Origin of the sequence: Roseobacter sp. AzwK-3b (assembly GCF_000170875.1) — a bacterium.
GTDB lineage: Bacteria > Pseudomonadota > Alphaproteobacteria > Rhodobacterales > Rhodobacteraceae > Roseovarius > Roseovarius litoreus.
Genome location: NZ_ABCR01000001.1, coordinates 505,204 through 530,277, shown reverse-complemented (window position 1 = coordinate 530,277; position 25,074 = coordinate 505,204). Strand labels below are relative to the sequence as shown.

Below are 25,074 nucleotides of genomic sequence, written 5' to 3'. Positions count from 1 at the left end.
GGATCAATCCAGCGTGCGTTCGACCTCTTCGCGCTCGAAGATCTCGATCACGTCGCCCGGACGCACATCTTCGTAGTTCTCGAACGCCATGCCGCATTCCTGACCCGACTGAACCTCTGAGACTTCATCCTTGAAGCGCTTGAGCGTCTTCAGCGTGCCTTCGTGGATAACCACGTCGTCGCGCAGCAGGCGCACCCCGGCAGACCGGCGCGCGATACCCTCGGTAACAAGACACCCGGCAACCTTGCCGACGCCCGACACCTTGAAGACTTCCTTGATCTGCGCATAACCGATGAAGTTTTCGCGAACCTCGGCACCAAGCAGACCGCTGGCCGCCGCTTTCACATCGTCCACCAGATCGTAGATCACGCTGTAATAGCGGATTTCCACGCCCTTCTGGTTGGCGCTGTTACGGGCCGGCGCATTGGCGCGGACGTTGAAGCCCAGAACCGGTGCGCCTGACGCTTCGGCAAGGCCGATATCCGATTCCGTGATGGCGCCGACGCCCGAATGAAGAACGCGCACGCGCACCTCTTCGTTGCCGATCTTCTCCATCGCCTGAACGATCGCCTCGGCAGAACCCTGCACGTCGGCCTTGACCAGAATCGGCAGTTCCTTGAGGTTCTCGTCTTCCTTGGCCTTCGCCAGAAGCTGCTCCAGCGATGTGCCGGCACCAGCCGCCGCGCGCTTTTCCTTGGCCGCTTTCTCGCGATACTCGGCGATTTCGCGCGCCTGCGCTTCGGTCTCGACCACGTTCAGAACGTCGCCCGCTTCGGGCGTACCGTTCAGGCCCAGAACCTCGACCGGAACCGAAGGGCCAGCAATCTGCACCCGCTCGCCACGGTCGTTAATCAGCGCGCGCACCTTGCCCCACTGCTCGCCGACGACAAAGATATCGCCCTGCTTCAGCGTGCCTTTCTGCACAAGCACAGTCGCCACCGGGCCACGGCCCACATCAAGCTGCGCTTCGATCACCGCACCTTCGGCAACCCGATTCGGGTTGGCCGTCAGTTCGAGGATCTCGGACTGCAGCGCAATCGCCTCTAGCAGCTCTTCAAGCCCCTTGCCGGTCTTGGCCGAGACTTCGATATCCTGCACATCACCGGACATCGCTTCGACGACAACTTCGTGCTGCAACAGATCGGTGCGGACCTTGTCGGGGTTCGCATCGGGCTTGTCGCACTTGTTAATCGCAACGATGATCGGAACCTGCGCCGCCTTGGCGTGGTTGATCGCCTCAATGGTCTGCGGCATCACCGCATCATCTGCGGCCACCACCAGCACCACGATATCCGTCACCTGCGCACCACGGGCACGCATGCTCGTGAAGGCCGCGTGACCGGGCGTATCGAGGAAGGTCAGCAACGCACCCGAGTCGGTCTCGACCTGATAGGCGCCGATATGCTGGGTGATTCCCCCGGCTTCACCCGACACCACCTTGGCATCGCGGATCGCATCCAGAAGCGATGTCTTGCCGTGGTCCACATGGCCCATCACCGTGATGACCGGCGGACGCGGTTCAAGATCCTCGGCCTTGTCCTGAACCTGATCGATCACGTCTTCCACGTCCGAGTCACTGACCCGCACGACGCGATGTCCGAACTCCTCGATGATCAGCTCGGCGGTATCAGCGTCAATTGTCTGGTTCTGCGTGACCATCATGCCGTTGCTCATAAGCGCCTTGATGATGTCGCCAACGCGTTCGGCCATGCGGTTGGCCAACTCCGAGACAACGATCGTCTCAGGCAGCTGCACGTCGCGCACAACCTTTTCGCGCTCCTGCATGCCGCCCATCGCCTTCTGGCGGGCGCGTTCCTGCTTGCGCTTCATCGCGGCCAGCGATTTCTGGCGGCCGCCTTCGCCACCGGCCAATGCCTGATTCAGCGTCAGCTTGCCAGCGCGGCGTCCACCGTCATCGCGGACCTTGCCACGGCCACGCTCCTGATCCCGGTCCGTATTGACCTTTTCCTGTTTGCGCGGCGGTTGTTTGGCGGGTGCGCGTGTGGCCGCATCCTCGCCGGGCGGCGGCGGAGGCGGTGCCGCGGCGGCCTGCTCGGCTGCGAGGCGCTTGCGCTCTTCCTCATCGGCCTTGGCGCGGGCGCGCTCTTCGGCCTCGCGCTGTTCGCGCTCTTTGGCCTCGGCTTCTTCACGACGGCGCTGGCGCTCTTCCTCGCGCTCCTTTTCCTCGGCCTCACGGCGCGCGGCATCCTCGACTTCGCGGGCCTGTGCGGCCTGCAAGGCGCGCATGCGGCGTTCCATCTCGGAATCGGAAATGCCGGCAGGGCGCTTGGACGCATCGCCAGAGGACGACTGCGGTCTCGATCCCGCAGCACCGCCCGCCGCAGGCCCACCCGGCTTGGGTTTGACCACGCGCTTGCGCTTTGTTTCCACGACGACGTTCTTGGTCCGTCCATGGCTGAAGCTCTGCTTCACATTCCCCGAACGGGGACCGCCACGCACACCCAAAGTCTTTTTCTCGTCGTTGTCGCTCATCTGGTTCCACTTCCTTTCCGGCGGCTCTGTCCGCCGTTCGAGACGCGCAGGCCCTTCAACCTTGCCGCCTCCTCTACAACACGTTGGGCCAAACCGCCAGCACCCAGTACGGCGTGCACAGCCGTTTGTCGCCCGAAAGCCTGACCCAGTTCCGCCGCGGTCAACCACCCGATAAAGCGGCCGCCATGGGGAGTGCTCAATTTCGATTTGCCCCGTTCCGATCCGTCGCTGGCCTGCAGCAAGACGGTGGCCTCCTCCTTGGAAAGCCAGTCTTTGACCTTTTCGTAGCCCGTGACCGCGCCTCCGCCCTTCCGGGCAAGGCTGATCAGGTTCACGACCCGGCGCACCAACTGATCTTCGATCAAGTCGGGCAGGTTCTCGGGCATGGTGACGGCCTGACGCGCCGCCTTGGCAAACAGCTTCTTCTTTACCGCCGTCTCGATCGCATCGCGATCGGCGGACACCCAGATGCCGCGCCCGGGCAGCTTACCGGCGATATCCGGCGCAAGCTGCCCATCAGGACCAATCACGAACCGGATCAAGCCGTGCGCCGGGCTCACCTCACCCGTGGCAATGCACTTGCGTTCGGGACCTTCGCTCCGGTCCTTGGGTTGCCCACCGCGCCCCATCAATGCCTCCGAGGCCTGACGGATCAGGCCTCGGCCTCCTGATCTTCGCTCTCGTCGCCGTCGATCTCTTCGAGATCCGGCTCAAGCTCTGTTGGATCGACCCAGCCCAGCATGACCCTTGCCGTCATGACCATGTTCTGTGCTTCCTCAAGCGACACCTCGAACGGTTCCAGAACGCCCTCGTCCTTGACGCGCTGCCCATCAACCGTTGTCCAGCCGCCAGCCAGCTCCCAGTCGGCGCAGGTGGCGAAATCCTCGAGTGTCTTCACACCGTCTTCCGCCAGCGCAACGATCATCTGGGGTGTCAGACCCTCGAATTCAATAAGGCTGTCCTCGGCGCCAAGCTCACGGGCCTTCTCCATCGCTTCGCGCGCCTGCGCATCCAGCACGTCGCGGGCGCGGGCCTGAAGCTCGTTGGCGGTATCCTGATCCACCCCGTCGATCACCAGAAGCTCGTCGAGCTCGACATAGGCGACTTCCTCGAGATTGGTGAAGCCCTCGGAGACCAGAAGCTGGGCGAAGAACTCGTCCAGATCCAGCGTGTCCACGAACAGTTTCGTGCGCTCCTCGAATTCCTTCTGGCGGCGCTCCGAATCCTCGGCCTCGGTCATGATGTCGATATCCAGACCAGTCAACTGGCTGGCAAGGCGCACGTTCTGACCACGGCGACCGATCGCCAGGCTCAACTGCTCTTCGGGAACGACAACCTCGATCCGCTCGGCTTCCTCGTCAAGAACCACCTTGCTCACCTCGGCGGGCTGCAACGCGTTCACAAGGAAGGTCGGCTGATCCTCGTTCCACGGGATGATGTCGATCTTTTCGCCCTGAAGCTCGTTCACGACGGCCTGCACACGGCTGCCGCGCATACCCACACAGGCGCCGACCGGGTCGATCGAGTTGTCATAGGATATGACCGCGATCTTCGCCCGGCTGCCGGGGTCGCGCGCGACGGCCTTGATCTCGATGATGCCATCGTAGATTTCCGGCACTTCCATCTTGAACAGTTCGGCCATGAATTCCGGCGCGGTCCGGCTCAGGAAAATCTGCGGACCGCGGGCTTCGCGGCGCACATCCTTGATATAGGCGCGCACACGGTCGCCGGGGCGATAGCTTTCGCGCCCGATCTTTTCGTTGCGGCGCAGGATCGCCTCGCCACGGCCGACATCGACGATGACATTGCCGTATTCCTCGCGCTTGACGACACCGTTGATGATGGTGCCCGCACGATCCTTGAATTCCTCGTACTGACGATCGCGCTCGGCTTCGCGGACCTTCTGCAGGATCACCTGCTTGGCCGACTGCGCCGCGATGCGGCCCAGATCGACAGGCGGGATCTCTTCGATGAACTCATCGCCGATCTTGGGATCGTCAAGGTACTGCTTGGCCTGATCGACGGTCATTTCGGCCTGATAATTCTCAAGCTCGTCATCCGCCACCACGGTGCGCACGCGGGTGAAATTCGCCTTGCCGGTCTTGCGGTCGATCGACACCCGGATATCCATCTCGGCGCCGTAACGGCTCTTGGCCGCCCGTGCGAGGCTTTCTTCCATCGCCTCGACCACGAGGCCGGGATCGATCATCTTCTCGCGGGCCACGGCCTCGGCGGTTTGCAGCAGCTCAAGCTGGTTTGCAGAGGTAATTGCCATCTTCAGTCCTCCTCAGACCCTTCGGTCTCGATCTCGTCAAACGCGTCTTCATTCAATGTGCCAGCGGCCTTTCGGGCCTTCAGCATTTCCTTGATCAGCTCGTCGGTCAGCACCAGCTTCGCGTCGCTCAGCCAGTCGAATTTCAACCCGACCGTGCCTTCCTCGATATTGATCAGAACCTCGTCATCCTCAACGCCAGCCAGAACGCCCTTGAAGCGCTTGCGCCCGTCGATCAGCTCCGAGGTCTCGATCTTGGCCTCGTATCCCTCGAAGTCCGCGAAGTCCTTCAGCCGTGTCAGGGGCCGGTCGATTCCGGGGCTGGACACTTCCAGCGTGTAGGGGTCCGTGACAGGATCTTCGACATCCAGCACCGCACTCACCGCATTCGATATCTTGGCGCAATCATCCACCTCGATCCCGCCCTCGGGCCTCTCGGCCATGATCTGCAGCAGATGGGTCTTGCCGCCCATCAGACGGACACGCACCAACTCGAACCCCATGTCCTCGATGACCGGGGTGATGATCTCCGCCAGTCGGCGGTCGATCGCGGCTTTTGCAATCAGGTCGTTCGTCATGGATCCTGTCAGCACAAAAAAACGGGCGCGCGGCCCGTCACATATCTCCGGTGGAGCCTTCCGGTTTGGACCCGGAGGCGCCGCTGTTGAGGTGCGTATACGCCTCATGCGCCGAGTCTGCAAGAGAAAGCGGAACTTTCCTGCGACCACTCTCGTAACCCTTTGCCCGATGTTCCCTATCGGTGCCCGGCACAGTCGCGATACCGACGCAATACCGACGTGATACCGACGCAATACCGACGTGATACCGACACGCATTTTGCGCCGGTCCGGCGTCGTTAGCCCTCTCGTGCCAGCCGCGTCATCACCTTGACCAATTCTGCGCTGATCCCCGGCTCAGAAAGGGCATGACCCGCCACGGGGATCATCCGCAAACTGGCATTCTGCCAACGCTCTGCCAGCGTATACGCGGCAGCAGGCGGGCAGATCATATCATAACGCCCTTGCACGATCGTGCCGGGAATATGAGCGATTTTTGCAATCTTATCAATTATTTGACCATCATACTCCAGAAAGCCGCCATTGATGAAATAGTGGTTTTCCAGTCTGGCAAAGGCCCGCGCATAATCCGGCGGGCTATCACCTCCCGCCCCGTTCGACTGCACCGTCGCCAACGCATTTTCCCAGGCAGACCAGGCCTTGGCAAAGCGGATCTCCTGCGGCCGATCTCCGGAAAACAGGCGTCGGTTATAGGCCGCGATCATGTCGCCGCGCTCATCCTCCGGCACAAGCTCTTGAAATCGCGCCCAAGTTTCCGGCCAGAACCGCCCGGCACCCCCACCATAGAACCAGTCAAGCTCGGCCTGCGTCATGGTGAAGACACCCCGCAAGACCAGATGCCTTGCCCGATCCGGATGGGTCTGAGCATAGATCAGCGCAAGCGTGGCGCCCCAACTGCCTCCGAAAACGATCCAGTCATCTATCATTAACGCTTCGCGAATACGCTCGATATCGGCCACAAGGTGCCACGTCGTATTTGCCTCAACACTGGCATGTGGGCGTGACCTGCCGCACCCGCGCTGGTCGAACAGGATGATTCGGTAAATATTCGGATCGAAATACCGCCGCATCGCCGGGCTGCATCCACCTCCCGGCCCGCCATGCAACACCACAACGGGCAGCCCATCGGGTTGGCCCGACTGTTCTACGTATATCTCATGCCCATCGCCCACATCCATCATGCGCCGGTCGAACGGTTCGATTGGCGGATGCAGGTACTGAACTGCGCTCTTTTGATCCGAGAATTTATCCATGACGTCCTATATAGAGGGATAATTCCAAAAGAGCATATGGAGAGCAGAATGCAAGCCGCTCGAAGCACGATCGACCCAGCCGAAGTCGCCAAATTCGAGGCGATGGCCGCCGAATGGTGGGATCCAAACGGCAAATTCAAACCGTTGCACATGCTCAATCCCTGCCGTCTGGACTACATCACCTCCCAGATCGCCACCGAGTTTGATCGCGATCTGGGAACCGATAAACCCTTTTCGGGCTTGCGTATTCTGGATATCGGCTGCGGCGGTGGCTTGCTGTCCGAGCCGATGGCGCGTCTTGGCGCAGACATGGTTGGCGCCGATGCCGCCGAGCGCAACATTCCCGTGGCCCAGGTTCATGCTGAACAATCCGGCCTGACGATCGATTATCGCCACACCAGCGCCGAAGCCCTCGCCGCCGCAGGCGAGCAGTTCGATGCCGTGCTGAACATGGAAGTGGTCGAACATGTCGCCGATCCGCTGTCTTACCTGAGCGCCTGTCAGCAGCTTCTCAAGCCTGGCGGATTGCACATCTGCTCGACCATCAATCGCAACGCCAAAAGCTTCGCCATGGCCATCGTCGGCGCGGAATACGTGATGCGCTGGCTGCCGAAGGGCACGCACGAATGGAAGAAGTTCATCACGCCGGACGAGCTTTATGCCCTGTTGAAACAGGCGGGCCTGACCCCGGTGGATCGCAAGGGCTTCGTGTTCAACCCGATCACTTGGAGCTGGTCGCTGTCGTCACGCGACCTCAGCGTCAACTACGTCACCGCCAGCACCAAACCGGACTGACGGTCAGTCGCTTTCCAGCTTGGCGCGCAATTCCCGCAGAACGGGCAGCGTGGCGCGCACCTTGGCCTCGCCCAACTCGCCGACCATTTCGGTGATCATCGGTGTGATTGCGGCGATCGCCGCCTCGCGGGCCTGTCGGCCTGCGGGGCTGATCGACACCATCTTGCGGCGGGCATCATCCCAGTCTGGCCGGATATGCACGTATCCGGCCCACTCCAGTTTGTTCAGAGTGTTCGTCATGGCGCCGCGAGTGACGTGAAAACTCTTGGCCAATTGTGCCGGACTGCGCTCATCGGAAATACGCGCCAGATGGTTCAGAACCGAGAAATGGCTGATCTCCATCCCTTTCGGCAAAACACGGCTAAGCCTGTTTCGAATCAACTGGTCGTTGGTCAGGATCTCGCTGAACAGCGCCACGGCCAGGGAATTATTGCTGTTGCCATCAGTCATCAAGGTCCGTCGAACTCGGTTGTCGCGTCAAGCGAAGGGATGCGCTGTCGCGCCTTTGTGACCTCGGAAAGATCCACGTCGACATATACGATACCCGGCTCGGTTCCACCATCTGCCAGAATGTCTCCCCATGGTCCAACCGCAAGCGAATGGCCAAATGTCTCGCGCCGCTTGGCCGACACGGACCCATGCTGGCCGGTTTGCGCAGGTGCCAGCACGTAACAGCCCGTCTCGATCGCCCGAGCACGCAGGAGCGTTTCCCAATGGGCTGCACCGGTCACCGGCGAAAACGCGGAGGGCACGGTCAGGATCTGGGCACCGCCGCGCGCAAGCTGGCGATACAGATGCGGAAAGCGGATATCGTAGCAGACAGTCATCCCGATGCATCCGATCGGCGTTTGGGCGAGCACGCTTGTCGTGCCGGGCCTGTATCCTGCGGATTCGCGATAGGTTTCGGTCTCGGACACTTGCACATCGAACATATGAATCTTGTCATAGCGTGCCACGATCCGTCCTTCCGGCGACATCAGAAAGGACCGGTTGGCAAAACGCCCATCCGCGTCCTCGGTCTTGAGGGCAAGCGATCCGATCAAAAGCCAGATGCCCAAATCCCGCGCCTGCGCCTGCAAGCCTGCCAGGGTCGGGTCCGTCATCTCGGGATGCAGAACCTTTTGCTGACGCGTTCTGTCCGCCGAGACACAATTGGTGACTTCCGGCGTCAGAACGAAATCGGCCCCTGCGCCGGCGGCCTCAGCCACCAGAGATTGCGTGACAGCCAGATTTTCATCCGGGTCGTCACTGCTATTAAGCTGTATGAGTGCTGCCTTCATGCCGACAGCAGGGCATCCAGCTTACCGGCCCGTTCAAGTGCATAAAGCTCGTCGCATCCACCGACATGGATGTCACCGATGAAGATCTGCGGCACGGTCTTCTTGCCACCGGCCCGCTGGATCATTTCCGGCTTGCGGGCGGGCTCAACCAGTACATCCACTTCGGTGAAGTTGGCGCCCTTCTGTTTCAAAAGGCGCTTGGCGGCGTGGCAGAAACCACAAAGCGGCGAGGTATAGATTTCCACGGGTTGCATGATCTCGGGTCTCCTGGATGTGTTTCCGAGAACTTATGCATCCTTTGACACGCGCGCCAGTACCAGAACACGGACATCCGTCGCGCCACCCGCCAGACAGATTTGCGTCAAGGCCGACAGCGTTGCACCCGATGTCATGACATCATCCACCAGAAGTATCGTCCGACCCTTCAGATGATGCGCCCGTCCGGGATGCGCCCGAAACACGCCGCAAACCGTGTCATGCCTTTGGTCATAGCCCAAACCGTCAAGGCCCGGCGTACGCGCATGTCTGACCAGAAGATCCGGACAGCACTCGAGCCCGAGCTGGTGCGCGATGGCACGCGCCAGCACCGCCGACTGATTGAACCTCCGGCGCAGCATCCTAGTCCAGTGCAAAGGCACAGGCGCCAAAATCATGCCCTCGCAGGTCATCGGTTGTGCAGCGCGGGCCATCCATCGCGCGGCAGGGCGAACGATGTCGTGGCGATCAGCATGTTTCAGTCCAAGCACCAGCTTGCGGCCATTGTCGCGGTAAAGGACGGCCGCGCGCCCCATGCTCCATGGTTTTGCGTAGCGCAGACAATCATCGCAGTATTCAGGCGTATCGTTGTTTTCGCCCGGCAAAGGGACACCGCATGTCTCACAGCACAGGCCAAAAATGAACGGAGTATCGCTCCAGCACGGCCCGCAGAGGGCGAAATCACTTTCCACCCCCTCTCCGCAGACGATACAACGCGCAGGATAGACAAGCCTTAAGGCTGTTTGAAAAGCTCTCCCGCTCACTCTATTTCCCAAGGCATGATGACTCAACTGACCGATCGCAAAGCTCTGATCCGGAACCGCGAAAGAAGCCGGGCAAATCCGGCCCTTTTCCTGCACGAAGCGGCAGCGGACGAGATCAATGATCGCCTGAGCATGGTTAACAGATCATTTACCGATAAGGTGGTCGTCTCCGGTTTCCCTGATTTCTGGGCAACGCAAATTCCGGGCGCAGTCTGCGTCAGTGATGATGACACTCTCGACCTTGAGACAGAGCGTTACGATCTGCTTGTTCATGCCATGTGCCTGCATTGGGCAAATGATCCGGTCGGTCAGCTGATACAGGCCCGACGCGCATTGAATCCCGACGGGCTGTTTCTGGGCATCTTCTTTGGCGGCGCCACATTGAACGAGCTGCGCAGCGCCTTGGCGCAGGCTGAATCCGATGTGACAGGGGGCTTGTCCCCAAGGGTAACCCCAATGGCCGAAATCCGGGATTTGGGCGCCTTGCTGCAGCGAGCCGGGTTTGCCCTGCCTGTCGCGGACACCGTAAAGTTGACCGCGACCTATGCATCACCCCTTCACTTGATGCGTGATCTTCGTGCGATGGGTGAAACAAGTGCCCTTGCAGCAAGACCGCGCCACATGATGCGGCGCGATGTCCTCTTTCGGGCATCAACCCTTTATGTTGAAAGCTTCGGGTCCGATAACCGGGTTCCTGCAACATTCGAGTTGATGGTCCTTACGGGTTGGGCACCGCATGAGAGTCAGCCACGACCGCTACGCCCCGGATCAGCGTCGGCGCGACTTGCCGATGCTCTTGCGACAAAAGAAAAACCGCTCAAAGATTGACGATTGCCTCCAAGTCGTTATTTCCACGGCTAACCTGACGCAAAGAGGGACTGGATAATGCTTGACGCAAGCACCACCGCCACCCGACCAACCCATGCACCCGCCGATCATCCGGCGATACCGAAATACAAGACCGGTATTCTGCTGGCGAACCTGGGAACACCCGATCACTATAGCTACTGGCCGATGCGCCGGTACCTGAACGAGTTTCTATCGGACAGGCGTGTGATTGATTACAGCCCGTGGAAATGGCAGCCTCTTCTGCAATTGATCATCCTCACCAAACGCCCCTTCACAAGCGGCGAGGCCTACAAATCGATCTGGAACGAGGAAAAGGGCGAAAGCCCCCTGATGACCATCACCCGAGATCAGACCACCAAGATGGCCAAGGTTCTCGAGGATCGTTACGGGGATCAGGTGATGGTCGATTTCTGTATGCGATATGGAAACCCGTCCACCAAGTCCAAGGTCCGCGAAATGGTCAAGGCGGGATGCACGCGCATCCTTTTCTTCCCGCTTTATCCGCATTACGCGGGCGCCACTTCGGGCACCGCGAATGATCAGTTCTTCCGCGCCTTGATGGAAGAACCTTGGCAGCCGACCGCTCGTACAGTGGAGCCGTATTACCAGAATCCGCATTATATCGAGGCGCTCGCACAATCGGTTGAAAAAGCCTATGCGAAAATCGAGGATCGGCCTGACATCCTTGTTGTGTCGTATCACGGTATGCCCAAACGCTACTTGATGCAGGGTGATCCGTATCACTGCCAATGTCAGAAGACGACGCGCCTTCTCAAGGAACGTCTTGGCTGGGATGACTCCGAGATCACCACGACGTTCCAATCCGTATTTGGACCCGAGGAGTGGCTGAAACCCTACACGGTCGACCATGTGGCCGAACTGGCGAAACAGGGCAAAAAGAAGATTGCTGTCGCAGCACCCGCGTTCTCGGCGGATTGCATCGAAACACTCGAAGAGATCAACGAAGAGATCAAGGAAAGCTTCGAAGAGGCGGGCGGAGAGCAGTTTACCTACATTCCCTGCCTCAACGACGATGACGCACATATCAACGCGCTCGCCTCGATCATCAGCGACAACCTCAAAGGCTGGCTGGACTAAAGCGTTTCGCGAAAAACCTGAATCACAGATTTTCGGGAAATGCAGTGCTCCGTTCAATCGTTGCACGCGTTCCGACTTTAGCTGATGCCTCAGATTAAAGGCGGAACGCTTTAAGCCAGCAAAAGCCTGGCACAAATAAAAAGGCAGTGGTTTCCCACTGCCTTTTCTTTTGGTCTCTAAGTCGTGAGACTTAGTCCATTGCAACTGCAGCTGCGATGATCGCCAGAACAACCAGCGGGATCACAACGCCAGCAGCCGAAGAGCTTGCTGCGGTTTCTTCAACAACAACGGGCGCTTCCATGACCGGCTCTTCCATCGTGCCAGCGGAAACGGTCGAAGCAGCAGCGGCGAACGCGGCGGCGAGAGCGAGTTTTTTCATGTTATCCTCCAGAAATTAGCTTGATGCTGCTTTGCAGCATAAAGCACCCAAGACTTACCTCGTATATATTTGTTAATCAGCAAAAATAGCTGATTGCAAATGCAACCTTCGACAAACGATCCACACAATGTCTGTTTTTCGTCAAATAAGCAACACTTGCGTGCCAACCTTCGCCATCCTAAACAATTCCGCTATGTGCTCATTATACAGGCCGATGCAACCGTTTGAGGAACGGCGACCGATCTTGCGCGTATCGTGGGTTCCGTGGATGCGATAATACGTCCAGCTCAGATACAAAGCATGGGTTCCGAGCGGGTTGTCGGGGCCTGGCGGAACAAAGGGCGGCCAGTCCGGATTGCGTTTCAGCATCGACGGCGTCGGCCGCCAGCTGGGCCCCTCGACTTTTTGTGTCACCCTTGTGCGGCCTCGACGGGTCAAATCTTCGGACAGGGGAACACTGGATGGATAGAGTTTGTAGGTTTGCCCATCTTCAGACCAGTAATGCAGCGCCCTGGACGAGATATCGACAAGGATCGCGCCGTTGTTCAGGTTCGAGAAATAGGGCTGCCAATCCAGAGACCGAAAGCTCGAGATATTGCGCCGGACAGTTTCGGTCACCTCTTCTTCTATCTCGACAGTGTTGGAACTATCCATGCTCTGAGCGAAAGCAGGCGCACCGACCAGAGCCGCGCTCCCCGCCAGAAACGAGCGACGATTGAGCGTATTCTTGAATTTAAAAGCCATGTCCGAACTCCGGCTTGGGTCAATCACATATCATTATAATATATGGCGCGAATGCCGCAGTCGCAATTCAAAGAACCGTCATTCGGCAACTCAAAGCCCATGCGGGTTTGAATCGTATCCAAAGGCGATATACGACGTTGGCATCGAATCTTGTACAAGGGTGCGCAAAATGGCTCGAATTCTGGCTTTGCTGTTGTCAGCTCTCTTGGCTTTGTCCGCTTGCGCCGCACCACCAGCACCCCCACAGCTTGGCGCAGATGGAAAACCGCTGCCGAGAGTGTATCGCATCGGGCCGGGCGACACCGCGCGCATCCAGTATCGGATACTTGATTCCGTCAACTCCCTGCGAGAAGCCGCAGGCCGGCCGCCTGTGCAACTCAATGCGCAGCTGAACGCCGCCGCTGCAACGCATTCGCGCGACATGTCGGTTCAAAATCGCCCCTGGCATTTCGGGTCTGACGGGTCTTCCCCGATCGATCGCGTCCGTCGTGTCGGCTACAACGGCGGACTGGTCGGAGAGAACATCTCCGAGACCTACGAAACGGAACTCGAGACGCTGGCGGCCTGGATGCAAGAGCCCACAACCCGAGACGTGATCCTGTCACCAGACGCGCGCAACATGGGCTTTTCCTGGCTACAGGAAGATAACGGCAAGATCTGGTGGACTTTGGTGATGGGCGACTAACCTCTCTTTACGGGTTTATCGTGATCGGCGTTCCGTCTTTTACCATCGCGTAAATGATTTCCATTTCCTTGTCGGTTACAGCGATACAGCCTTCGGTCCAGTCCGGCCTGTGCCGCCGGACAGTTTGCGGTGCCCCGTGGATGAAGATATCGCCCCCGGGACTCATCCCCATGCTTGCAGCGCGGGCCACATCCATTTCATTCGGATAGGAAATCCCGATCGAAAGGTGAAAGCTGCTGTTGGGGTTACGCCTGTCGATGAAGTATTCGCCCTCGGGCGTCTTGCCATCGCCCTCGACTTGCTTGTGGCCTTCCGGGGCAAATCCAAGATGAATATCGAATGACCGAAGAACGCGACCGTGATGCAAAAGATGCATTTCACGCTCGCCCTTATTGACGATGATACGTGTCACCTCCGGCCCATTGTAGGTCCGGAATTTCGAACCGCTGCACGCGGTCAGCGCCACCAACAACAAAGCGCCAACCAGACCTCTGATCACCCGCATCGCACATCACCTGTATAAACTGCTCTGAGGCAGTTTTAACCGGTTCGTGCGCGTTTTAAAGATCTGTTTGGACGCGTCGCTCAGTTGCGCCGAAACTCTGCGACAAGCTCCACATGCGACGACCAGCGGAATTGGTCTACAACGCGGATGCTTACAAGCCGATATCCGTGATCTATAAGTTGTCTGGCATCCTTGGCGAAGGTCACCGGATTGCAGGACACATAGGCAATCACCGGAACGGATGACGCGCAGATCTGAGCGGTCTGCGCAGACGCGCCTGCCCGCGGCGGATCGAGCACCACCGCATCGAATGGCGCAAGCTCATCCGGCAACAAGGGCCTGCGGAACAGATCGCGCGTTTCATGCGTCACAGCCTTGAGGCCGGGTGTTCTACGCCACCCAGCATCAAGGGCGGACATCATCGCGGCATCACCTTCGACCGCATGCACCGCCATGTCGCGTGCCAGCGGGAGCGCAAATGTGCCGCATCCCGCGAAAAGATCCGCAACCCGGCGCGCAGCGCCGACTATTCGGCGCACATCCGCGCGCAAAGCATCCTCACCCTCCTGCGTGGCTTGCAGGAAAGCCCCGGACGGCGGGGTGACGACGACATCGCCAAACCTTTGTTCGGGCGGCGCACGCGTCACGACAACCTCGTCATCGAAAGACAGGCGGGCAAGGTCATGACGCTCGGCAAGGGCCGCCAAGTCCCGCCGCATGGGACCATCGAGAGGCTTGCCATTCGAGACGGCGATATCGAGACCGTTTCGCGACATCGTTACCGCCACGGCAAGGGTTTGCTTGCGGCTTGCACCGATTGTTGCGAGCTCCTCGGCCACGGGTAAGGCTTTCATCAAATCCGGGTGGAACAAACGGCACTCCGGGATTTCGACCATCACATCCGATCCGCGCGCATAAAGACCGGCCATGGCCCCTTTCTTGGTGCGTCGCGCCGCCAATGTGGCCCGCCTGCGAGATTGCGGGGGCGATACGGAAATGGGAAGGAATTCAGCCGTAAGATTGTTGGCAGCCAGTGCCGATCTGACGACTTCCTGCTTCCAGGACGCCAGAAAGACATCCGAGGCGTGCTGAAGCTGACACCCGCCACAGGACCGAAAATGTCGGCATGGTGGGGTCACCCGATCGGATGACGGCTCGATAATACGAATATCGGTCAGAACCTTATCCGCAGTCCTGGCCTCGATCACCTCACCGGGCAGCGTGCGCGGGGCAAAGAACGGCCCGTCGACAATTCCATCACCATGGTGCCCCAGGCGGGTGACGGAAAACCGGCGCAGCGGTAATTGATGATCGTCCGTCACAGAAGATCCTCCCGGCCAAGCGAAAAACCCGACTCGATCCAGCGCTGCTCCAACTCGGACAGGCGCCGACCAAGAGCAGGCCCGCTATATTCCGACATGAGATCATGCGGGGTTACGGGGAATTTCGCATGCGATGCCTGCTCCATGATTTGCCGGACTGCCGAGTCGAACGGCGACTCGAGCAAGGCGTGTCGTAGCACGACGATGTCCAGCCCCGGATCAATGCCGTAACGATATCCGAGCTCCATTGGCGGCTTGGCCAGCGCGGCCTCGGCCAACAGAAGATCAAGTCGCTTTGACTGCGCCTTGCTCAAACGCAAACGCGAGGCCACCATGTCACCCCCAAGCGATGAAAGACGACGCATCGGCTCTGGCTCAAGTCCCGCGATCTGCTCAAGATGGACCAGCGGCGCCAGCGCGCGATCATCGCTTCCGGGCAGAACCGCCGCCAGAACACCACAAGCCCGCATGGCAGCGACCGAAGGGGCGGGATCCGGCGCGGTCAAAAGCTTGACGATCTCCGAACCGGTCCGTTCCCGTGAAAGGCCCGCAAGGCCATCAACATGCTCGGACACGGCGGCAAGACCATCGGCATCAAGACCCATATCGGGATCGCCATACCAGGCATGAAACCGGAAGAACCGCAGAATGCGAAGGTAATCCTCGCGGATGCGCTGGTTCGGATCGTCGATGAACCGCACGCGTCTTGCCTTGAGATCCGACAGCCCACCAAGCGGATCGACAAGCATGCCATCGGGTCGGGCATAAAGAGCATTCATCGTGAAATCGCGGCGCCGGGCATCCTGCATGACATCATCGGAATACGCGACAACGGCGTGTCGCCCATAGGTTTCAACATCCTCGCGAAAGGTCGTAACCTCATGTGGAACGTGATCGGACACGACCGTAACGGTCCCATGATCCAGCCCCGTCGGAACCGGCTTCAGCCCGGCTGCCTCGGCCAGGCGGATCACCGTTTCGGGATGGGCATCCGTTGCGATATCGATATCCGACACAGGCTTGTTCAGCAACGAATTGCGCACGCAGCCCCCAACGAACAGCGCCTGATGCCCGGCGTCCTCGATCATCCGACAGACCGCTTGAGTCGCTGGTCGATCTATCCAGTCTCCGCCAATCTTCATGCTTTTTCCGCTGCGTCAGCCATAGCCCTTAAGATACGCGCGGTTGCCCCCCATATGTAATAGGGACCGAAGGGAACTATGTAGTATTTCCGCCATGTCCCACGCCAGCGACGCGCCTGAATGCTGTATTGTGCGGGATTCATGACATGCGACAGGGGCACATCGAAAATCTCGGCGACTTCTCCAGTTTCCGGCCGCGGATCGAATGGCGCGAGAATCCGCGCCACGACAGGGATCACATGGAACCCGGTGACCGTTTCATGGGCAGGCAAACATCCCAGAACTTCGACATTCGAAGGATCGAGACCAATCTCTTCATGCGCCTCGCGCAGGGCCGCTGCCGTGATATCGGGATCTGCTTCATCCTGCTTGCCCCCGGGAAAGGCAATCTGACCGGGGTGATGTCTGAGGGCCGAAGACCTCTTGGTGAGGAATAGCCGCGCCTCTGAACCACCGCAAAAGATCGGCACAAGCACACCTGCGGGGCGCAGTTTGCGACCCTCCGGCAACGCGATATCGGCATTCAGATCATAGTCAGACGAAGCGATCCCAGTGTTGCCGAGGGCCGCATAAACAGGGTCGAGTGGATCACGCATCGCCATCGGGTGGATTTTGCGCATCGAACCCCAAAGTCTTCGGGTCCAGCCGATAATGCGCACCACAAAACTGGCAATCGGCGGTCACGATGCCTTCTTCGGTTGTCATTTTCTCGATATCCTTGGCGGAATAGATCGACAGGCTGTTGCGCACCCGATCTTCGGAACATGTGCAGCCGAACCGCACCGGCTGCATGTCGAAGACGCGCGGCACTTCCTCATGGAAAAGCCGAACAAGCAAATCCGTCGGAGCAACCGAGGGGCCGATCATTTCCAGATCATCGACCGTATCCAGCAACATATTGACCCGGTTCCAGTTTTCTTCGTCATCGCCGTCCAGAATATCAGCGGACAGCAACAAGCCTTCTTCTCCCGAACCGCCGCCCTCTGCAAAGGGTGACGCTGCGGGCATGTGCTGCAGCATGATACCGCCGGCACGCCAGTGTTCAGCCCCACCTTTTTCAGTCGACTTGCCGAAAGTCAGTGCAAAGCGCGTGGGCAATTGTTCGGACTGGGCGAAATAGGCTTCGGCACTGGCACTGAGGCCGTTACCGGAAATCGGAGTGATCCCCTGATAAGGTTCCGATCCTGGACCTTGATCCATCAGAACCGCGAAATAACCCTCGCCAACTTGGGAAAACGGGTCATCCCCTGAGATGCGGTCACGATCGAAACTGGCATAGGCCCGGATGCGCGCAGAGTCGCCCTCGGCAGCAGGCGCGTAGTAATCCGTGGCGATCATCCGGACCGGACCATTGGTCTGAATCTGCAGCGACAGCTTCCAGCGCAGTTTTATCGTTTGGCCGATAAGCGCCGTGAGAAGAGCCATTTCCGCGACAAGGGCTTCCACGGCATTGGGATAATCATGCTGCTTGAGGATGCCATCCAATACGCCGTCAAGGCGGGCGACGCGCCCACGGATGTCCGCATTGTCCAACTGGAACGGCAGGATTGTGTCATCCCACGCGATTTTCTGTCCGAGTGTCATGGAGTTTCCTTGTTCGCCAGAGATCGGCATACCGCGTCTATATAGGCGTCGCAACACACTGGCCAAGAGATTGCCCATGATGGCCCGGCATGGACTGACACCAATTGCAGGCAGGCAGTGGGTTCCCGGGCGCTCAAGGATGCGGGTTGAATTCCAGAAGTATGGCCGAAACATCGTCGGCAAAATCATCCGAACCTGAAAACGTGGACAGGTTCCATGTCAGAGCCTCAAGGCAGGCGGGACCATGAATGTCGCGCAGCTCGGACAGAATGCCGGAGAGGCCCTTGTTGTCCAGCAGTTGACCCTTGATGTCCGCGCATTCGACAATGCCATCCGAATGGATCAGCAGCCTTTCACCAGGGCCGAGGTCAAAAGAAACCTGCTCGAACTTTGCAGCAGGCAAAAGCCCGACAGGAAGGCCGCCATGTCCCGCCCATTCGATCGTTCCATCGTGGCGCTGAATGGCTGGATGAGGATGCCCCGCCTGCGCCAGATCAACCTTGCCACAGGCCAGATCCACATCGGCCAGGATCATGGTGAAATACAGTTCGGTATCCATTTCATCGAGAATCAGTTTGTTCAGGGCGGCAATGGTTTCTGCGGGCGGTCGCATATCGAACCGACCGGCGTCGACCTCGAATAGGGCGAGGTTCTGCTCGGGCGCAAAAGCCGAGAGATACCCCGCCAGCCGCGCGGTCATCAGCGCCGAGCTGATGCCATGTCCGGACACATCGATGGCATAAAGGCCAATCCGGTTTTCACCGACCGGAAACATGCCCACAAGGTCGCCACCGACATGCCCGCTCGACCGTAGCAAAAGCGACACCTGCGCCGCGCCGAAATCGCGGTAGCGGTCATGGACAAGCGACTGCTGAAGTTTTCGTGCTTCGACAAGATCGCTGTTGAGGGACTCGTAAAGAACCTGCAGTTCTTCCAGCGTGCTGGCGATCAGTCGGTTCTTTTCCGTCAATTCCCGTTCCATACGCAAAATACGATCACCGGCAGCAATCCGCGCGCGCAATTCCGAGGAATTCACCGGTTTTGTCAGGAAGTCGTCGGCGCCCGCGTCCAGCCCACAGGCGATATCCTCTTTCCCGCTTTTCGATGTGAGAAGGATAAAATACCCGTAGTTTTCACGCGGCATGTCCCTGAACATGCGGCAGAAATCAAGACCGTTCATGCCCGGCATCACCCAGTCGCTGATCACCAGATCGGGGGGACTGGATGTGCAGATGGCCATTGCGGCAGCCCCATCATCCGCCTCCATCACGTCGAAGCCCCAACGGCTCAGCGCGGCGCTGACGATCCGACGCTGAGCCGGACTATCGTCGACGACCAACACGCGGCGGATCGCCTGCGGCTGCGAACCGATGTGAAAAGCAACTTGTTCAGGACTTCCCAATGACGACACCCTTTTCCATGAGGGCACGGTTTAGGGCCGGTCACTTAAATCTTGGTGAAAGATTGGATTTGATCTTTTCGACCGCCACGCTTGAGATTTGCTTAGGGTTTTTGACCGAACATCGTCCGGTCGCAACCAGAGGCCTGATATGATCGACTGGAACCGAGTGAAAATTCTTCGGACGGAACTTGGCGCTGAAAACTTCGCAGATGTCGTCGGTCTGTTTCTGGATGAAATGGAAACCGAATTGCCCAAGCTGCCACATGCGGACACGCAGTCCGAATTGGTGGATCTGCTGCATTTCCTGAAAGGTGGGGCCCTGAACCTGGGCTTTACGGAATTTTCGGAGTTGTGCCAGGACGGCGAAACCAAAGCCACGGGACACGGGCCTCAGGATGTGAATATCGGGCAGATCGTCGCGTCCTATCACCAGTCACGCGCGTGTTTTGTCGATGGGCTGGACAAGTTTGACGCCGATTAGATCAGGAATTCAGCCAGCACTTCATCATTGGTGATGTCGCGATAATCGAAACCGGCAGCATCGAGTTTTCGAAGAATATGGACAAAGTTTTCCGGATTTCTGGTTTCGATGCCAATCAGGACCGAGCCGAAATTTCGGGCCGATTTCTTCAGGTATTCGAAACGGGCGATATCGTCATCCGGTCCAAGAATCGTCAGGAAGTCCTTGAGCGCTCCGGGGCGTTGCGGCATGCGAAGGATAAAATATTTTTTTACACCGGAATAGCGCTGCGCGCGTTCCTTGACCTCGGGCAGGCGTTCGAAATCGAAATTCCCGCCAGAGGTGACACAAACGACGGTCTTGCCGCGAATCGCATCGGCCATGTCCTTGAGGGCATCCACGGCCAGAGCGCCGGCCGGTTCCAGCACGATGCCTTCGATATTGAGCATCTCGAGCATGGTGGTGCAGAGGCGGTCTTCATTGATGGTGCGGATGTCAGCGGGATCGACGTCACGCAGGCGCGCGAACGTCCGCTCGCCGATCTGGGCCACGGCGGCGCCGTCGGCAAAATTGTCGACATGCTTCAGGCGCGTGGGGTGACCGTGTTGCATGGCCGCCATGAGACAGGCGCCGCCCTCTGGCTCGACCAGGATCAGGCGGGTCCGGTCACCGAGATAGCTGCGCACGCCGGCGGACAACCCGCCGCCACCCACGGGCATGATGATGATGTCGGGCATGGTTTCGGCCTGTGCCTCGATCTCGACCCCGACAGAGGCCTGACCGCCGATGACATCCTCGTCATCGAAGGGCGAAAGGAAATGCCCTTTGATTTCAGCGCAATAGGCTTGAGCCGCGGCAAGCGTATCGTCAAAATAATCCCCCGTCAGCCGGATCGATACGGCATCGCCCCCGAATTTCTCGGTCTTGCCGATCTTCTGCTGTGGGGTGGTCACCGGCATGAAGATCACACCCTTCACCCCGAAGTGGCGGCACATGAAGGCGACGCCCTGCGCGTGATTACCGGCGCTGGCGCAGACGAATTGCCTTGTATCGGGGCTGTCGGCCAGAACCTTGCGCATGGCGTTGAATGCACCGCGCAGTTTGTAGGACCGCACCGGCGACAGATCCTCGCGCTTCAGGAGGATTTCGGCATGATACCTTTCGGAGAGGTGATCGTTGCGCTGCAGCGGCGTGGGTTCAAAGACGTCGCGCATGGCGGCTTCGGCGTCTTGGGCAAGGGTGCGGAAATCGGTCATGACCCTTGATTGGCTGAATGTTTCCGGGCTGGCAAGGGCGCGAGGCAAAGCATACTCAAGAATACCGAAGCGGGGGGCATCTTGCCCCGCGCCACAAAACCGGATAATCGCCGGGCGCATGTCTGACATAAGGGGAAACTGATGTCCGCGCCCAAAAAAGTCGTGCTGGCCTATTCCGGCGGCCTCGATACTTCGATCATCCTGAAATGGCTGCAGACCGAATATGGCTGCGAGGTGGTGACGTTTACCGCCGATCTGGGCCAGGGCGAAGAGCTGGACCCCGCACGTCAGAAAGCGGAAATGCTTGGAATCAAACCGGAAAATATCTTCATCGAAGATGTCCGGGAAGAATTCGTGCGCGATTTCGTCTTTCCGATGTTCCGTGCCAACGCGGTCTATGAGGGGCAATACCTTTTGGGGACCTCGATCGCGCGGCCGTTGATCTCGAAGCGGTTGGTGGAGATCGCGGAGGAGACCGGGGCGGATGCTGTGGCGCATGGCGCAACGGGCAAGGGCAACGATCAGGTGCGGTTCGAACTTGCGGCCTATGCGTTAAACCCGGACATCAAGGTGATCGCGCCTTGGCGGGAATGGGATTTGACCAGCCGCACGAAACTGCTTGATTTTGCAGAGCAAAATCAGATTCCCATCGCCAAGGACAAACGCGGCGAAGCCCCGTTTTCGGTGGATGCGAACCTGTTGCACACGTCGTCCGAGGGGAAGGTGCTGGAGGATCCGGCGGTGGATGCGCCGAATTACGTGTATCAACGGACCGTTAATCCGGAGGACGCCCCGAACGAGCCGGAATTCATCGAGATCGGCTTTGAAAAAGGCGACGCGGTGAGCGTGAACGGTGAGGCGCTCAGCCCTGCCAACCTGTTGACAAAGCTGAATGAATTGGGCGGCAAGCATGGGATTGGCCGGCTTGATCTGGTCGAAGGGCGGTTCGTGGGCATGAAAAGCCGGGGCATCTATGAGACGCCCGGCGGCACGATCCTGCTGGAGGCGCATCGGGGAATCGAGCAGATCACGCTGGATCGGGGGGCTGCGCATCTGAAGGATGAGCTGATGCCGCGTTATGCCGAGCTGATCTATAACGGGTTCTGGTACAGCCCGGAACGCGAGATGTTGCAGGCGCTGATCGACCAATCACAACATCATGTGACAGGAACGGTGCGGCTGAAGCTGTACAAGGGATTGGCGCGGACGGTTGGGCGGTGGTCGGATCACAGCCTGTATTCCGAGGCGCATGTGACCTTCGAGGATGATGCCGGGGCCTATGATCAGAAGGACGCGGCGGGGTTCATCCAGTTGAATGCCCTGCGGCTGAAATTGCTGGCCGCGAGGGACCGCCGGTTGAAAGGCTGAGTTTCGTACGATTCGTACGAAACCTACGCGCATTCAGGACCAAACGAGGGTCGCGATCTGGAATTTGTGTCCATCCTGTACACAAATCATCAGATCGCGACGGCGCGAAGCCGGTCATAGGCCGGCATCGCGGCCCGCGCCAGGGCAGCGCGCGGACCGTCGAGATCGGGAATGTCCCCCTCGGGTCCGGCGAAGCCTGTGGAGGCGTGAACCGACCCATACCAATGCGAGGCCCAGACCCCATCAGAGGGATGACCGCCCGCAGGCCATGACAGCATGGCGGGATCCCATTCAAGACCGATGGCAGCACAAAGCTGCTGCAGCTTGCCCGCCGGATCGCGGCGGATATCGGCGGAGTCGATCACCACGGGCGCAACGCCCGCTGCGGTTAGGGTTTCGTAAAGCTCTTGCTGTTGGATGAACCCGATATCGGCAAGAGACGGATCATCGTATTTGGCAGAGAAACTGGCGGCCACACGGGCAGGGTGGCGAATGAGAAACACGTTGGTCACATCGGCGATCCAGTCGCGCGGAATGCCGGGGATCATGTGCTGGGACATGTGCTTTTGGTAGAGATGCGGACGGCCATCGCGGATCGGGCCAAGCAGGTGATCCACGACACGGGCGGGATCGGTGGGCTGGGAGGCGATGATTGCATCGCGCATCGGATGATCGAGCCCGGTCAGTGCGAGATAGGCGGCATAGAACGGTTCGTCCATCACCGCGAAATCACGGCGCGCACCGAATGCATACATCAGCGCAGTCGAGAGGTTGCGGGGGCCGGACCACATGGCAAGACGCATCGGGAGAGTTCCTTGGGCCGGGGCCGATCAGGCGGTTTCGTGGTGAATCAGAGCCTTGTAGAGCTGTTGAATACGGGTTGTGACGGGGCCGGGTGCTGCATCACCAATGGCACGCCCGTCGATTTCGGACACAGGGGTTTGCGCACCGAATGTGCCGGTGAGAAACGCCTCACAGGCTCCATAGGTATCGACCAGCGAGAAGTTACGCTCGAACACGGGGATATTGTTGGCGCGGCACAGATCGATCACCTTTTGCCGAGTGATCCCGTTCATGCAGTAATCCCCGGTGCTGGTCCAGACCTGGCCCTTGCGCACGATGAAGAAGTTGCAGGCGTTGGTGGTGTTCACGAAGCCATGAATATCGAGCATCAGCGCCTCGTCGGCGCCGGCCTTTTCGGCGGCGATGCAGGCGAGGATGCAATTGAGCTTGGAATGGGAGTTCAGCTTGGGATCCTGCGTCATGGGCAGGCCGCGGATATGCGGCACGGTCGCCAGACGGATGGGGCGGGCGATCTTGGGCCTGGAATGCTCCATGATGATGGCCATTGTCGGCCCCTGACGGCTGAGCGAGGGGTGCTGGAACGGGCGGGTTTTCACGCCGCGCGTCACCATCAGGCGCGCATGGGCGTCAGAGTGCATGTCATTGGCCTTTTGTGTGTCTAACACGGCTTGAAACACCTGTTCCCGGGTCATGCCGATATCGAGATCAATGGCTTTGGCGGCCTCGAACAGGCGGTCGAGATGTTCATCGGCAAAGGCCCATGTGCCGTTATAGAGGCGCAGACCCTCCCAGACGCCGTCACCCAGCATGAAGCCGCTGTCATAGACACTGACGGTGGCGGCCTGTTTCGGGACGATGTGCCCGTTGAGCCAGATGAGGATATCCTCGTTCCGGGCGTCTTCTTCGGCTTGGTGCGTGGTCTGGTGATCGGTCATGGGGGCCTTTTGAGTGTTACAGCCGAAGCGCGGCTTTTGTTTCAAAGGCAGGCTAAAGAGGCGGAAAAATGGTTCAAGCCGTAAATTCGGATCAACTGGATGTGACATCACGCGGGGGTGAATTGGCCGTGTGGGGGGTGATGGGCCAAGGTGGGCCTGTTGAAACGAGGAGGGTATCCCGATGGGGTTACGTCGCAGAACCATAAAAGCCGGTGCGCTGGCGATTCTGATCGCGATCGGCATCGGTGTCGAGGTCAATCAGGCCAAGGCGGCCGGGACCGAGACATTGACTGTCGCGGGCGGCTGTTTCTGGTGTGTCGAAGCCGATTTCGAGAAGGTCGAGGGCGTGCACGAGGTGGTGTCGGGCTATACCGGCGGCACGGTGAAGAACCCCACCTACAAGCAGGTTGTGGGTGGTGGCACCGGGCATTACGAGGCGGTCGAGATCATGTACGATCCGGCGAAAGTGTCGGCACGGCAGCTTTATGACCTGTTTTTCCGCTCGGTCGATCCGACCGATGCGGGCGGGCAGTTCTGCGATCGGGGAGACAGCTATCGCACGGCGATTTTCGTCTCTGATAAGGCGGAAAAGGCGGCTGCGAACGCCGCCAAGGCCGAGGCCGAAAAGGCGCTTGGGCAGCAGATCGTGACCCCGATCCTCGAGGCCGGACCGTTTTACGAGGCCGAAGCGTATCACCAGGATTACTACAAGGGTGACAAGCTGATCCTGACGCGGTTCGGACCGAAATCACAGGCGGCCGCCTATGAACGGTATCGCACGGCCTGCGGACGGGACGCCCGGGTGAAGGCGCTTTGGGGGCAGGCCGCGCCGTTTGTGAACTGAACCGGGA

27 protein-coding genes are annotated in these 25,074 nt (G+C 59.2%); 7 read left to right on the top strand and 20 right to left on the bottom strand.

Annotation, left to right across the window (positions count from 1 at the left end; all coding sequences use genetic code 11):
* Nucleotides 1-3 precede the first annotated feature (3 nt).
* The 5 genes from infB to pip form a co-directional block, all read right to left on the bottom strand.
* A complete protein-coding gene (gene infB, locus RAZWK3B_RS02415; RefSeq protein WP_007811868.1) occupies nt 4-2,493 on the bottom strand; it encodes a translation initiation factor IF-2 in 2,490 nt (829 codons plus the stop codon).
* Nucleotides 2,490-3,122 carry an RNA-binding protein gene (locus RAZWK3B_RS02410; RefSeq protein ID WP_007811867.1) on the bottom strand — a complete coding sequence of 211 codons (633 nt, stop codon included), beginning with the start codon at nt 3,120-3,122 and terminating at the stop codon, nt 2,490-2,492. The genes infB and RAZWK3B_RS02410 overlap by 4 nt, the downstream gene beginning before the upstream one ends.
* A gap of 23 nt (nt 3,123-3,145) precedes the next feature.
* Nucleotides 3,146-4,768: a transcription termination factor NusA gene (gene nusA / locus RAZWK3B_RS02405; RefSeq protein ID WP_007811866.1), complete on the bottom strand. Its 1,623-nt coding sequence runs from the start codon at nt 4,766-4,768 to the stop codon at nt 3,146-3,148.
* 2 nt (nt 4,769-4,770) lie between these two features.
* Nucleotides 4,771-5,343 carry a ribosome maturation factor RimP gene (gene rimP / locus RAZWK3B_RS02400; protein WP_007811865.1) on the bottom strand — a complete coding sequence of 191 codons (573 nt, stop codon included), beginning with the start codon at nt 5,341-5,343 and terminating at the stop codon, nt 4,771-4,773.
* Nucleotides 5,344-5,621: 278 nt separating this feature from the next.
* Entirely contained in the window at nt 5,622-6,596 is a 975-nt protein-coding gene (gene pip / locus RAZWK3B_RS02395; RefSeq protein ID WP_007811864.1) for a prolyl aminopeptidase, read from the bottom strand.
* A 48-nt stretch (nt 6,597-6,644) separates the two neighbouring features.
* Between pip and ubiG the strand changes: the two genes are divergently transcribed.
* Nucleotides 6,645-7,391, top strand: coding sequence for a bifunctional 2-polyprenyl-6-hydroxyphenol methylase/3-demethylubiquinol 3-O-methyltransferase UbiG (gene ubiG, locus RAZWK3B_RS02390; RefSeq protein ID WP_007811863.1), 747 nt, complete (start codon nt 6,645-6,647; stop codon nt 7,389-7,391).
* Between the two features lie 3 nt (nt 7,392-7,394).
* Here the strand turns inward: ubiG and RAZWK3B_RS02385 are convergent, their stop codons facing one another.
* From RAZWK3B_RS02385 to RAZWK3B_RS02370, 4 genes are read right to left on the bottom strand one after another with little or no spacing between them, the layout of a single operon-like run.
* Nucleotides 7,395-7,841: a MarR family winged helix-turn-helix transcriptional regulator gene (locus RAZWK3B_RS02385; protein WP_007811862.1), complete on the bottom strand. Its 447-nt coding sequence runs from the start codon at nt 7,839-7,841 to the stop codon at nt 7,395-7,397.
* Nucleotides 7,841-8,671: a carbon-nitrogen hydrolase family protein gene (locus tag RAZWK3B_RS02380; RefSeq protein ID WP_007811861.1), complete on the bottom strand. Its 831-nt coding sequence runs from the start codon at nt 8,669-8,671 to the stop codon at nt 7,841-7,843. Before RAZWK3B_RS02380 ends, RAZWK3B_RS02385 begins: the two co-directional genes overlap by 1 nt.
* A complete protein-coding gene (gene grxC, locus RAZWK3B_RS02375; RefSeq protein WP_007811860.1) occupies nt 8,668-8,925 on the bottom strand; it encodes a glutaredoxin 3 in 258 nt (85 codons plus the stop codon). Before grxC ends, RAZWK3B_RS02380 begins: the two co-directional genes overlap by 4 nt.
* A 33-nt stretch (nt 8,926-8,958) precedes the next feature.
* Nucleotides 8,959-9,690: a ComF family protein gene (locus tag RAZWK3B_RS02370; RefSeq protein ID WP_037294803.1), complete on the bottom strand. Its 732-nt coding sequence runs from the start codon at nt 9,688-9,690 to the stop codon at nt 8,959-8,961.
* Between the two features lie 18 nt (nt 9,691-9,708).
* On the opposite strand from RAZWK3B_RS02370, the gene RAZWK3B_RS02365 reads away from it, so the two are divergent.
* Both RAZWK3B_RS02365 and hemH read left to right on the top strand, forming a co-directional pair.
* The gene (locus tag RAZWK3B_RS02365; RefSeq protein WP_007811858.1) at nt 9,709-10,518 is read left to right on the top strand and encodes a methyltransferase domain-containing protein; all 810 of its coding nucleotides are present in this window, start codon (nt 9,709-9,711) and stop codon (nt 10,516-10,518) included.
* A gap of 57 nt (nt 10,519-10,575) precedes the next feature.
* Nucleotides 10,576-11,637: a ferrochelatase gene (gene hemH, locus RAZWK3B_RS02360; RefSeq protein WP_007811857.1), complete on the top strand. Its 1,062-nt coding sequence runs from the start codon at nt 10,576-10,578 to the stop codon at nt 11,635-11,637.
* Nucleotides 11,638-11,827: 190 nt separating this feature from the next.
* On the opposite strand, the gene RAZWK3B_RS02355 is transcribed toward hemH, so the two are convergent.
* Nucleotides 11,828-12,016, bottom strand: a complete 189-nt coding sequence (locus tag RAZWK3B_RS02355; protein WP_007811856.1) for a hypothetical protein — start codon at nt 12,014-12,016, stop codon at nt 11,828-11,830.
* A gap of 141 nt (nt 12,017-12,157) precedes the next feature.
* The gene (locus RAZWK3B_RS02350; protein ID WP_007811855.1) at nt 12,158-12,760 is read right to left on the bottom strand and encodes a L,D-transpeptidase; all 603 of its coding nucleotides are present in this window, start codon (nt 12,758-12,760) and stop codon (nt 12,158-12,160) included.
* A gap of 169 nt (nt 12,761-12,929) precedes the next feature.
* Here RAZWK3B_RS02350 and dalA point away from each other — a divergent pair, with 169 nt between their 5' ends.
* Nucleotides 12,930-13,445 carry a divisome-associated lipoprotein DalA gene (gene dalA / locus RAZWK3B_RS02345; RefSeq protein ID WP_037294800.1) on the top strand — a complete coding sequence of 172 codons (516 nt, stop codon included), beginning with the start codon at nt 12,930-12,932 and terminating at the stop codon, nt 13,443-13,445.
* Nucleotides 13,446-13,452: 7 nt separating this feature from the next.
* On the opposite strand, the gene RAZWK3B_RS02340 is transcribed toward dalA, so the two are convergent.
* From RAZWK3B_RS02340 to RAZWK3B_RS02315, 6 genes are all read right to left on the bottom strand, one after another.
* Nucleotides 13,453-13,950: a L,D-transpeptidase family protein gene (locus tag RAZWK3B_RS02340; RefSeq protein ID WP_007811851.1), complete on the bottom strand. Its 498-nt coding sequence runs from the start codon at nt 13,948-13,950 to the stop codon at nt 13,453-13,455.
* Nucleotides 13,951-14,030: 80 nt separating this feature from the next.
* Complete coding sequence (locus RAZWK3B_RS02335; protein WP_007811849.1) at nt 14,031-15,272, bottom strand: class I SAM-dependent RNA methyltransferase; 1,242 nt, start codon at nt 15,270-15,272, stop codon at nt 14,031-14,033.
* On the bottom strand, nt 15,269-16,414 hold the full coding sequence (locus RAZWK3B_RS02330; protein WP_037294798.1) for a CCA tRNA nucleotidyltransferase: 1,146 nt from the start codon (nt 16,412-16,414) through the stop codon (nt 15,269-15,271). Before RAZWK3B_RS02330 ends, RAZWK3B_RS02335 begins: the two co-directional genes overlap by 4 nt.
* On the bottom strand, nt 16,411-17,016 hold the full coding sequence (locus tag RAZWK3B_RS02325; RefSeq protein WP_007811847.1) for a CoA pyrophosphatase: 606 nt from the start codon (nt 17,014-17,016) through the stop codon (nt 16,411-16,413). Before RAZWK3B_RS02325 ends, RAZWK3B_RS02330 begins: the two co-directional genes overlap by 4 nt.
* Nucleotides 17,003-17,998, bottom strand: coding sequence for an Hsp33 family molecular chaperone HslO (hslO, locus tag RAZWK3B_RS02320; protein WP_007811846.1), 996 nt, complete (start codon nt 17,996-17,998; stop codon nt 17,003-17,005). The genes RAZWK3B_RS02325 and hslO overlap by 14 nt, the downstream gene beginning before the upstream one ends.
* A gap of 133 nt (nt 17,999-18,131) precedes the next feature.
* Nucleotides 18,132-19,340 (bottom strand): PP2C family protein-serine/threonine phosphatase, encoded by a 1,209-nt coding sequence (locus RAZWK3B_RS02315; protein ID WP_232279467.1) that lies wholly within the window; start codon nt 19,338-19,340, stop codon nt 18,132-18,134.
* A 208-nt stretch (nt 19,341-19,548) separates the two neighbouring features.
* On the opposite strand from RAZWK3B_RS02315, the gene RAZWK3B_RS02310 reads away from it, so the two are divergent.
* Nucleotides 19,549-19,881, top strand: coding sequence for an Hpt domain-containing protein (locus RAZWK3B_RS02310; RefSeq protein ID WP_007811844.1), 333 nt, complete (start codon nt 19,549-19,551; stop codon nt 19,879-19,881).
* Here the strand turns inward: RAZWK3B_RS02310 and ilvA are convergent.
* Nucleotides 19,878-21,116 carry a threonine ammonia-lyase IlvA gene (ilvA, locus tag RAZWK3B_RS02305; RefSeq protein WP_007811843.1) on the bottom strand — a complete coding sequence of 413 codons (1,239 nt, stop codon included), beginning with the start codon at nt 21,114-21,116 and terminating at the stop codon, nt 19,878-19,880. The two genes, RAZWK3B_RS02310 and ilvA, sit on opposite strands and share 4 nt — an antisense overlap.
* A 141-nt stretch (nt 21,117-21,257) precedes the next feature.
* Between ilvA and RAZWK3B_RS02300 the strand changes: the two genes are divergently transcribed.
* Nucleotides 21,258-22,484, top strand: coding sequence for an argininosuccinate synthase (locus RAZWK3B_RS02300; protein WP_007811841.1), 1,227 nt, complete (start codon nt 21,258-21,260; stop codon nt 22,482-22,484).
* Between the two features lie 89 nt (nt 22,485-22,573).
* Here RAZWK3B_RS02300 and RAZWK3B_RS02295 read toward each other — a convergent pair whose 3' ends face one another.
* On the bottom strand, nt 22,574-23,287 hold the full coding sequence (locus tag RAZWK3B_RS02295) for a sulfotransferase-like domain-containing protein (protein WP_007811840.1): 714 nt from the start codon (nt 23,285-23,287) through the stop codon (nt 22,574-22,576).
* A 27-nt stretch (nt 23,288-23,314) separates the two neighbouring features.
* Entirely contained in the window at nt 23,315-24,223 is a 909-nt protein-coding gene (locus tag RAZWK3B_RS02290) for a D-amino acid aminotransferase (RefSeq protein WP_007811839.1), read from the bottom strand.
* Nucleotides 24,224-24,404: 181 nt separating this feature from the next.
* Between RAZWK3B_RS02290 and msrA the strand changes: the two genes are divergently transcribed.
* Complete coding sequence (gene msrA / locus RAZWK3B_RS02285) at nt 24,405-25,067, top strand: peptide-methionine (S)-S-oxide reductase MsrA (protein ID WP_007811837.1); 663 nt, start codon at nt 24,405-24,407, stop codon at nt 25,065-25,067.
* The last annotated feature ends 7 nt before the right edge of the window (nt 25,068-25,074 follow it).

What these genes read in the sequence shown, in the direction of transcription:
- infB (WP_007811868.1), bottom strand. Translation starts at nt 2,493, where the DNA reads ATGAGCGACAACGACGAGAAAAAGACTTTGGGTGTGCGTGGCGGTCCC.
- RAZWK3B_RS02410 (WP_007811867.1), bottom strand. Translation starts at nt 3,122, where the DNA reads ATGGGGCGCGGTGGGCAACCCAAGGACCGGAGCGAAGGTCCCGAACGC.
- nusA (WP_007811866.1), bottom strand. Translation starts at nt 4,768, where the DNA reads ATGGCAATTACCTCTGCAAACCAGCTTGAGCTGCTGCAAACCGCCGAG.
- rimP (WP_007811865.1), bottom strand. Translation starts at nt 5,343, where the DNA reads ATGACGAACGACCTGATTGCAAAAGCCGCGATCGACCGCCGACTGGCG.
- pip (WP_007811864.1), bottom strand. Translation starts at nt 6,596, where the DNA reads ATGGATAAATTCTCGGATCAAAAGAGCGCAGTTCAGTACCTGCATCCG.
- ubiG (WP_007811863.1), top strand. Translation starts at nt 6,645, where the DNA reads ATGCAAGCCGCTCGAAGCACGATCGACCCAGCCGAAGTCGCCAAATTC.
- RAZWK3B_RS02385 (WP_007811862.1), bottom strand. Translation starts at nt 7,841, where the DNA reads ATGACTGATGGCAACAGCAATAATTCCCTGGCCGTGGCGCTGTTCAGC.
- RAZWK3B_RS02380 (WP_007811861.1), bottom strand. Translation starts at nt 8,671, where the DNA reads ATGAAGGCAGCACTCATACAGCTTAATAGCAGTGACGACCCGGATGAA.
- grxC (WP_007811860.1), bottom strand. Translation starts at nt 8,925, where the DNA reads ATGCAACCCGTGGAAATCTATACCTCGCCGCTTTGTGGTTTCTGCCAC.
- RAZWK3B_RS02365 (WP_007811858.1), top strand. Translation starts at nt 9,709, where the DNA reads ATGACTCAACTGACCGATCGCAAAGCTCTGATCCGGAACCGCGAAAGA.
- hemH (WP_007811857.1), top strand. Translation starts at nt 10,576, where the DNA reads ATGCTTGACGCAAGCACCACCGCCACCCGACCAACCCATGCACCCGCC.
- RAZWK3B_RS02355 (WP_007811856.1), bottom strand. Translation starts at nt 12,016, where the DNA reads ATGAAAAAACTCGCTCTCGCCGCCGCGTTCGCCGCTGCTGCTTCGACC.
- RAZWK3B_RS02350 (WP_007811855.1), bottom strand. Translation starts at nt 12,760, where the DNA reads ATGGCTTTTAAATTCAAGAATACGCTCAATCGTCGCTCGTTTCTGGCG.
- dalA (WP_037294800.1), top strand. Translation starts at nt 12,930, where the DNA reads ATGGCTCGAATTCTGGCTTTGCTGTTGTCAGCTCTCTTGGCTTTGTCC.
- RAZWK3B_RS02340 (WP_007811851.1), bottom strand. Translation starts at nt 13,950, where the DNA reads ATGCGGGTGATCAGAGGTCTGGTTGGCGCTTTGTTGTTGGTGGCGCTG.
- RAZWK3B_RS02330 (WP_037294798.1), bottom strand. Translation starts at nt 16,414, where the DNA reads ATGAAGATTGGCGGAGACTGGATAGATCGACCAGCGACTCAAGCGGTC.
- RAZWK3B_RS02325 (WP_007811847.1), bottom strand. Translation starts at nt 17,016, where the DNA reads ATGGCGATGCGTGATCCACTCGACCCTGTTTATGCGGCCCTCGGCAAC.
- hslO (WP_007811846.1), bottom strand. Translation starts at nt 17,998, where the DNA reads ATGACACTCGGACAGAAAATCGCGTGGGATGACACAATCCTGCCGTTC.
- RAZWK3B_RS02310 (WP_007811844.1), top strand. Translation starts at nt 19,549, where the DNA reads ATGATCGACTGGAACCGAGTGAAAATTCTTCGGACGGAACTTGGCGCT.
- ilvA (WP_007811843.1), bottom strand. Translation starts at nt 21,116, where the DNA reads ATGACCGATTTCCGCACCCTTGCCCAAGACGCCGAAGCCGCCATGCGC.
- RAZWK3B_RS02300 (WP_007811841.1), top strand. Translation starts at nt 21,258, where the DNA reads ATGTCCGCGCCCAAAAAAGTCGTGCTGGCCTATTCCGGCGGCCTCGAT.
- RAZWK3B_RS02295 (WP_007811840.1), bottom strand. Translation starts at nt 23,287, where the DNA reads ATGCGTCTTGCCATGTGGTCCGGCCCCCGCAACCTCTCGACTGCGCTG.
- RAZWK3B_RS02290 (WP_007811839.1), bottom strand. Translation starts at nt 24,223, where the DNA reads ATGACCGATCACCAGACCACGCACCAAGCCGAAGAAGACGCCCGGAAC.
- msrA (WP_007811837.1), top strand. Translation starts at nt 24,405, where the DNA reads ATGGGGTTACGTCGCAGAACCATAAAAGCCGGTGCGCTGGCGATTCTG.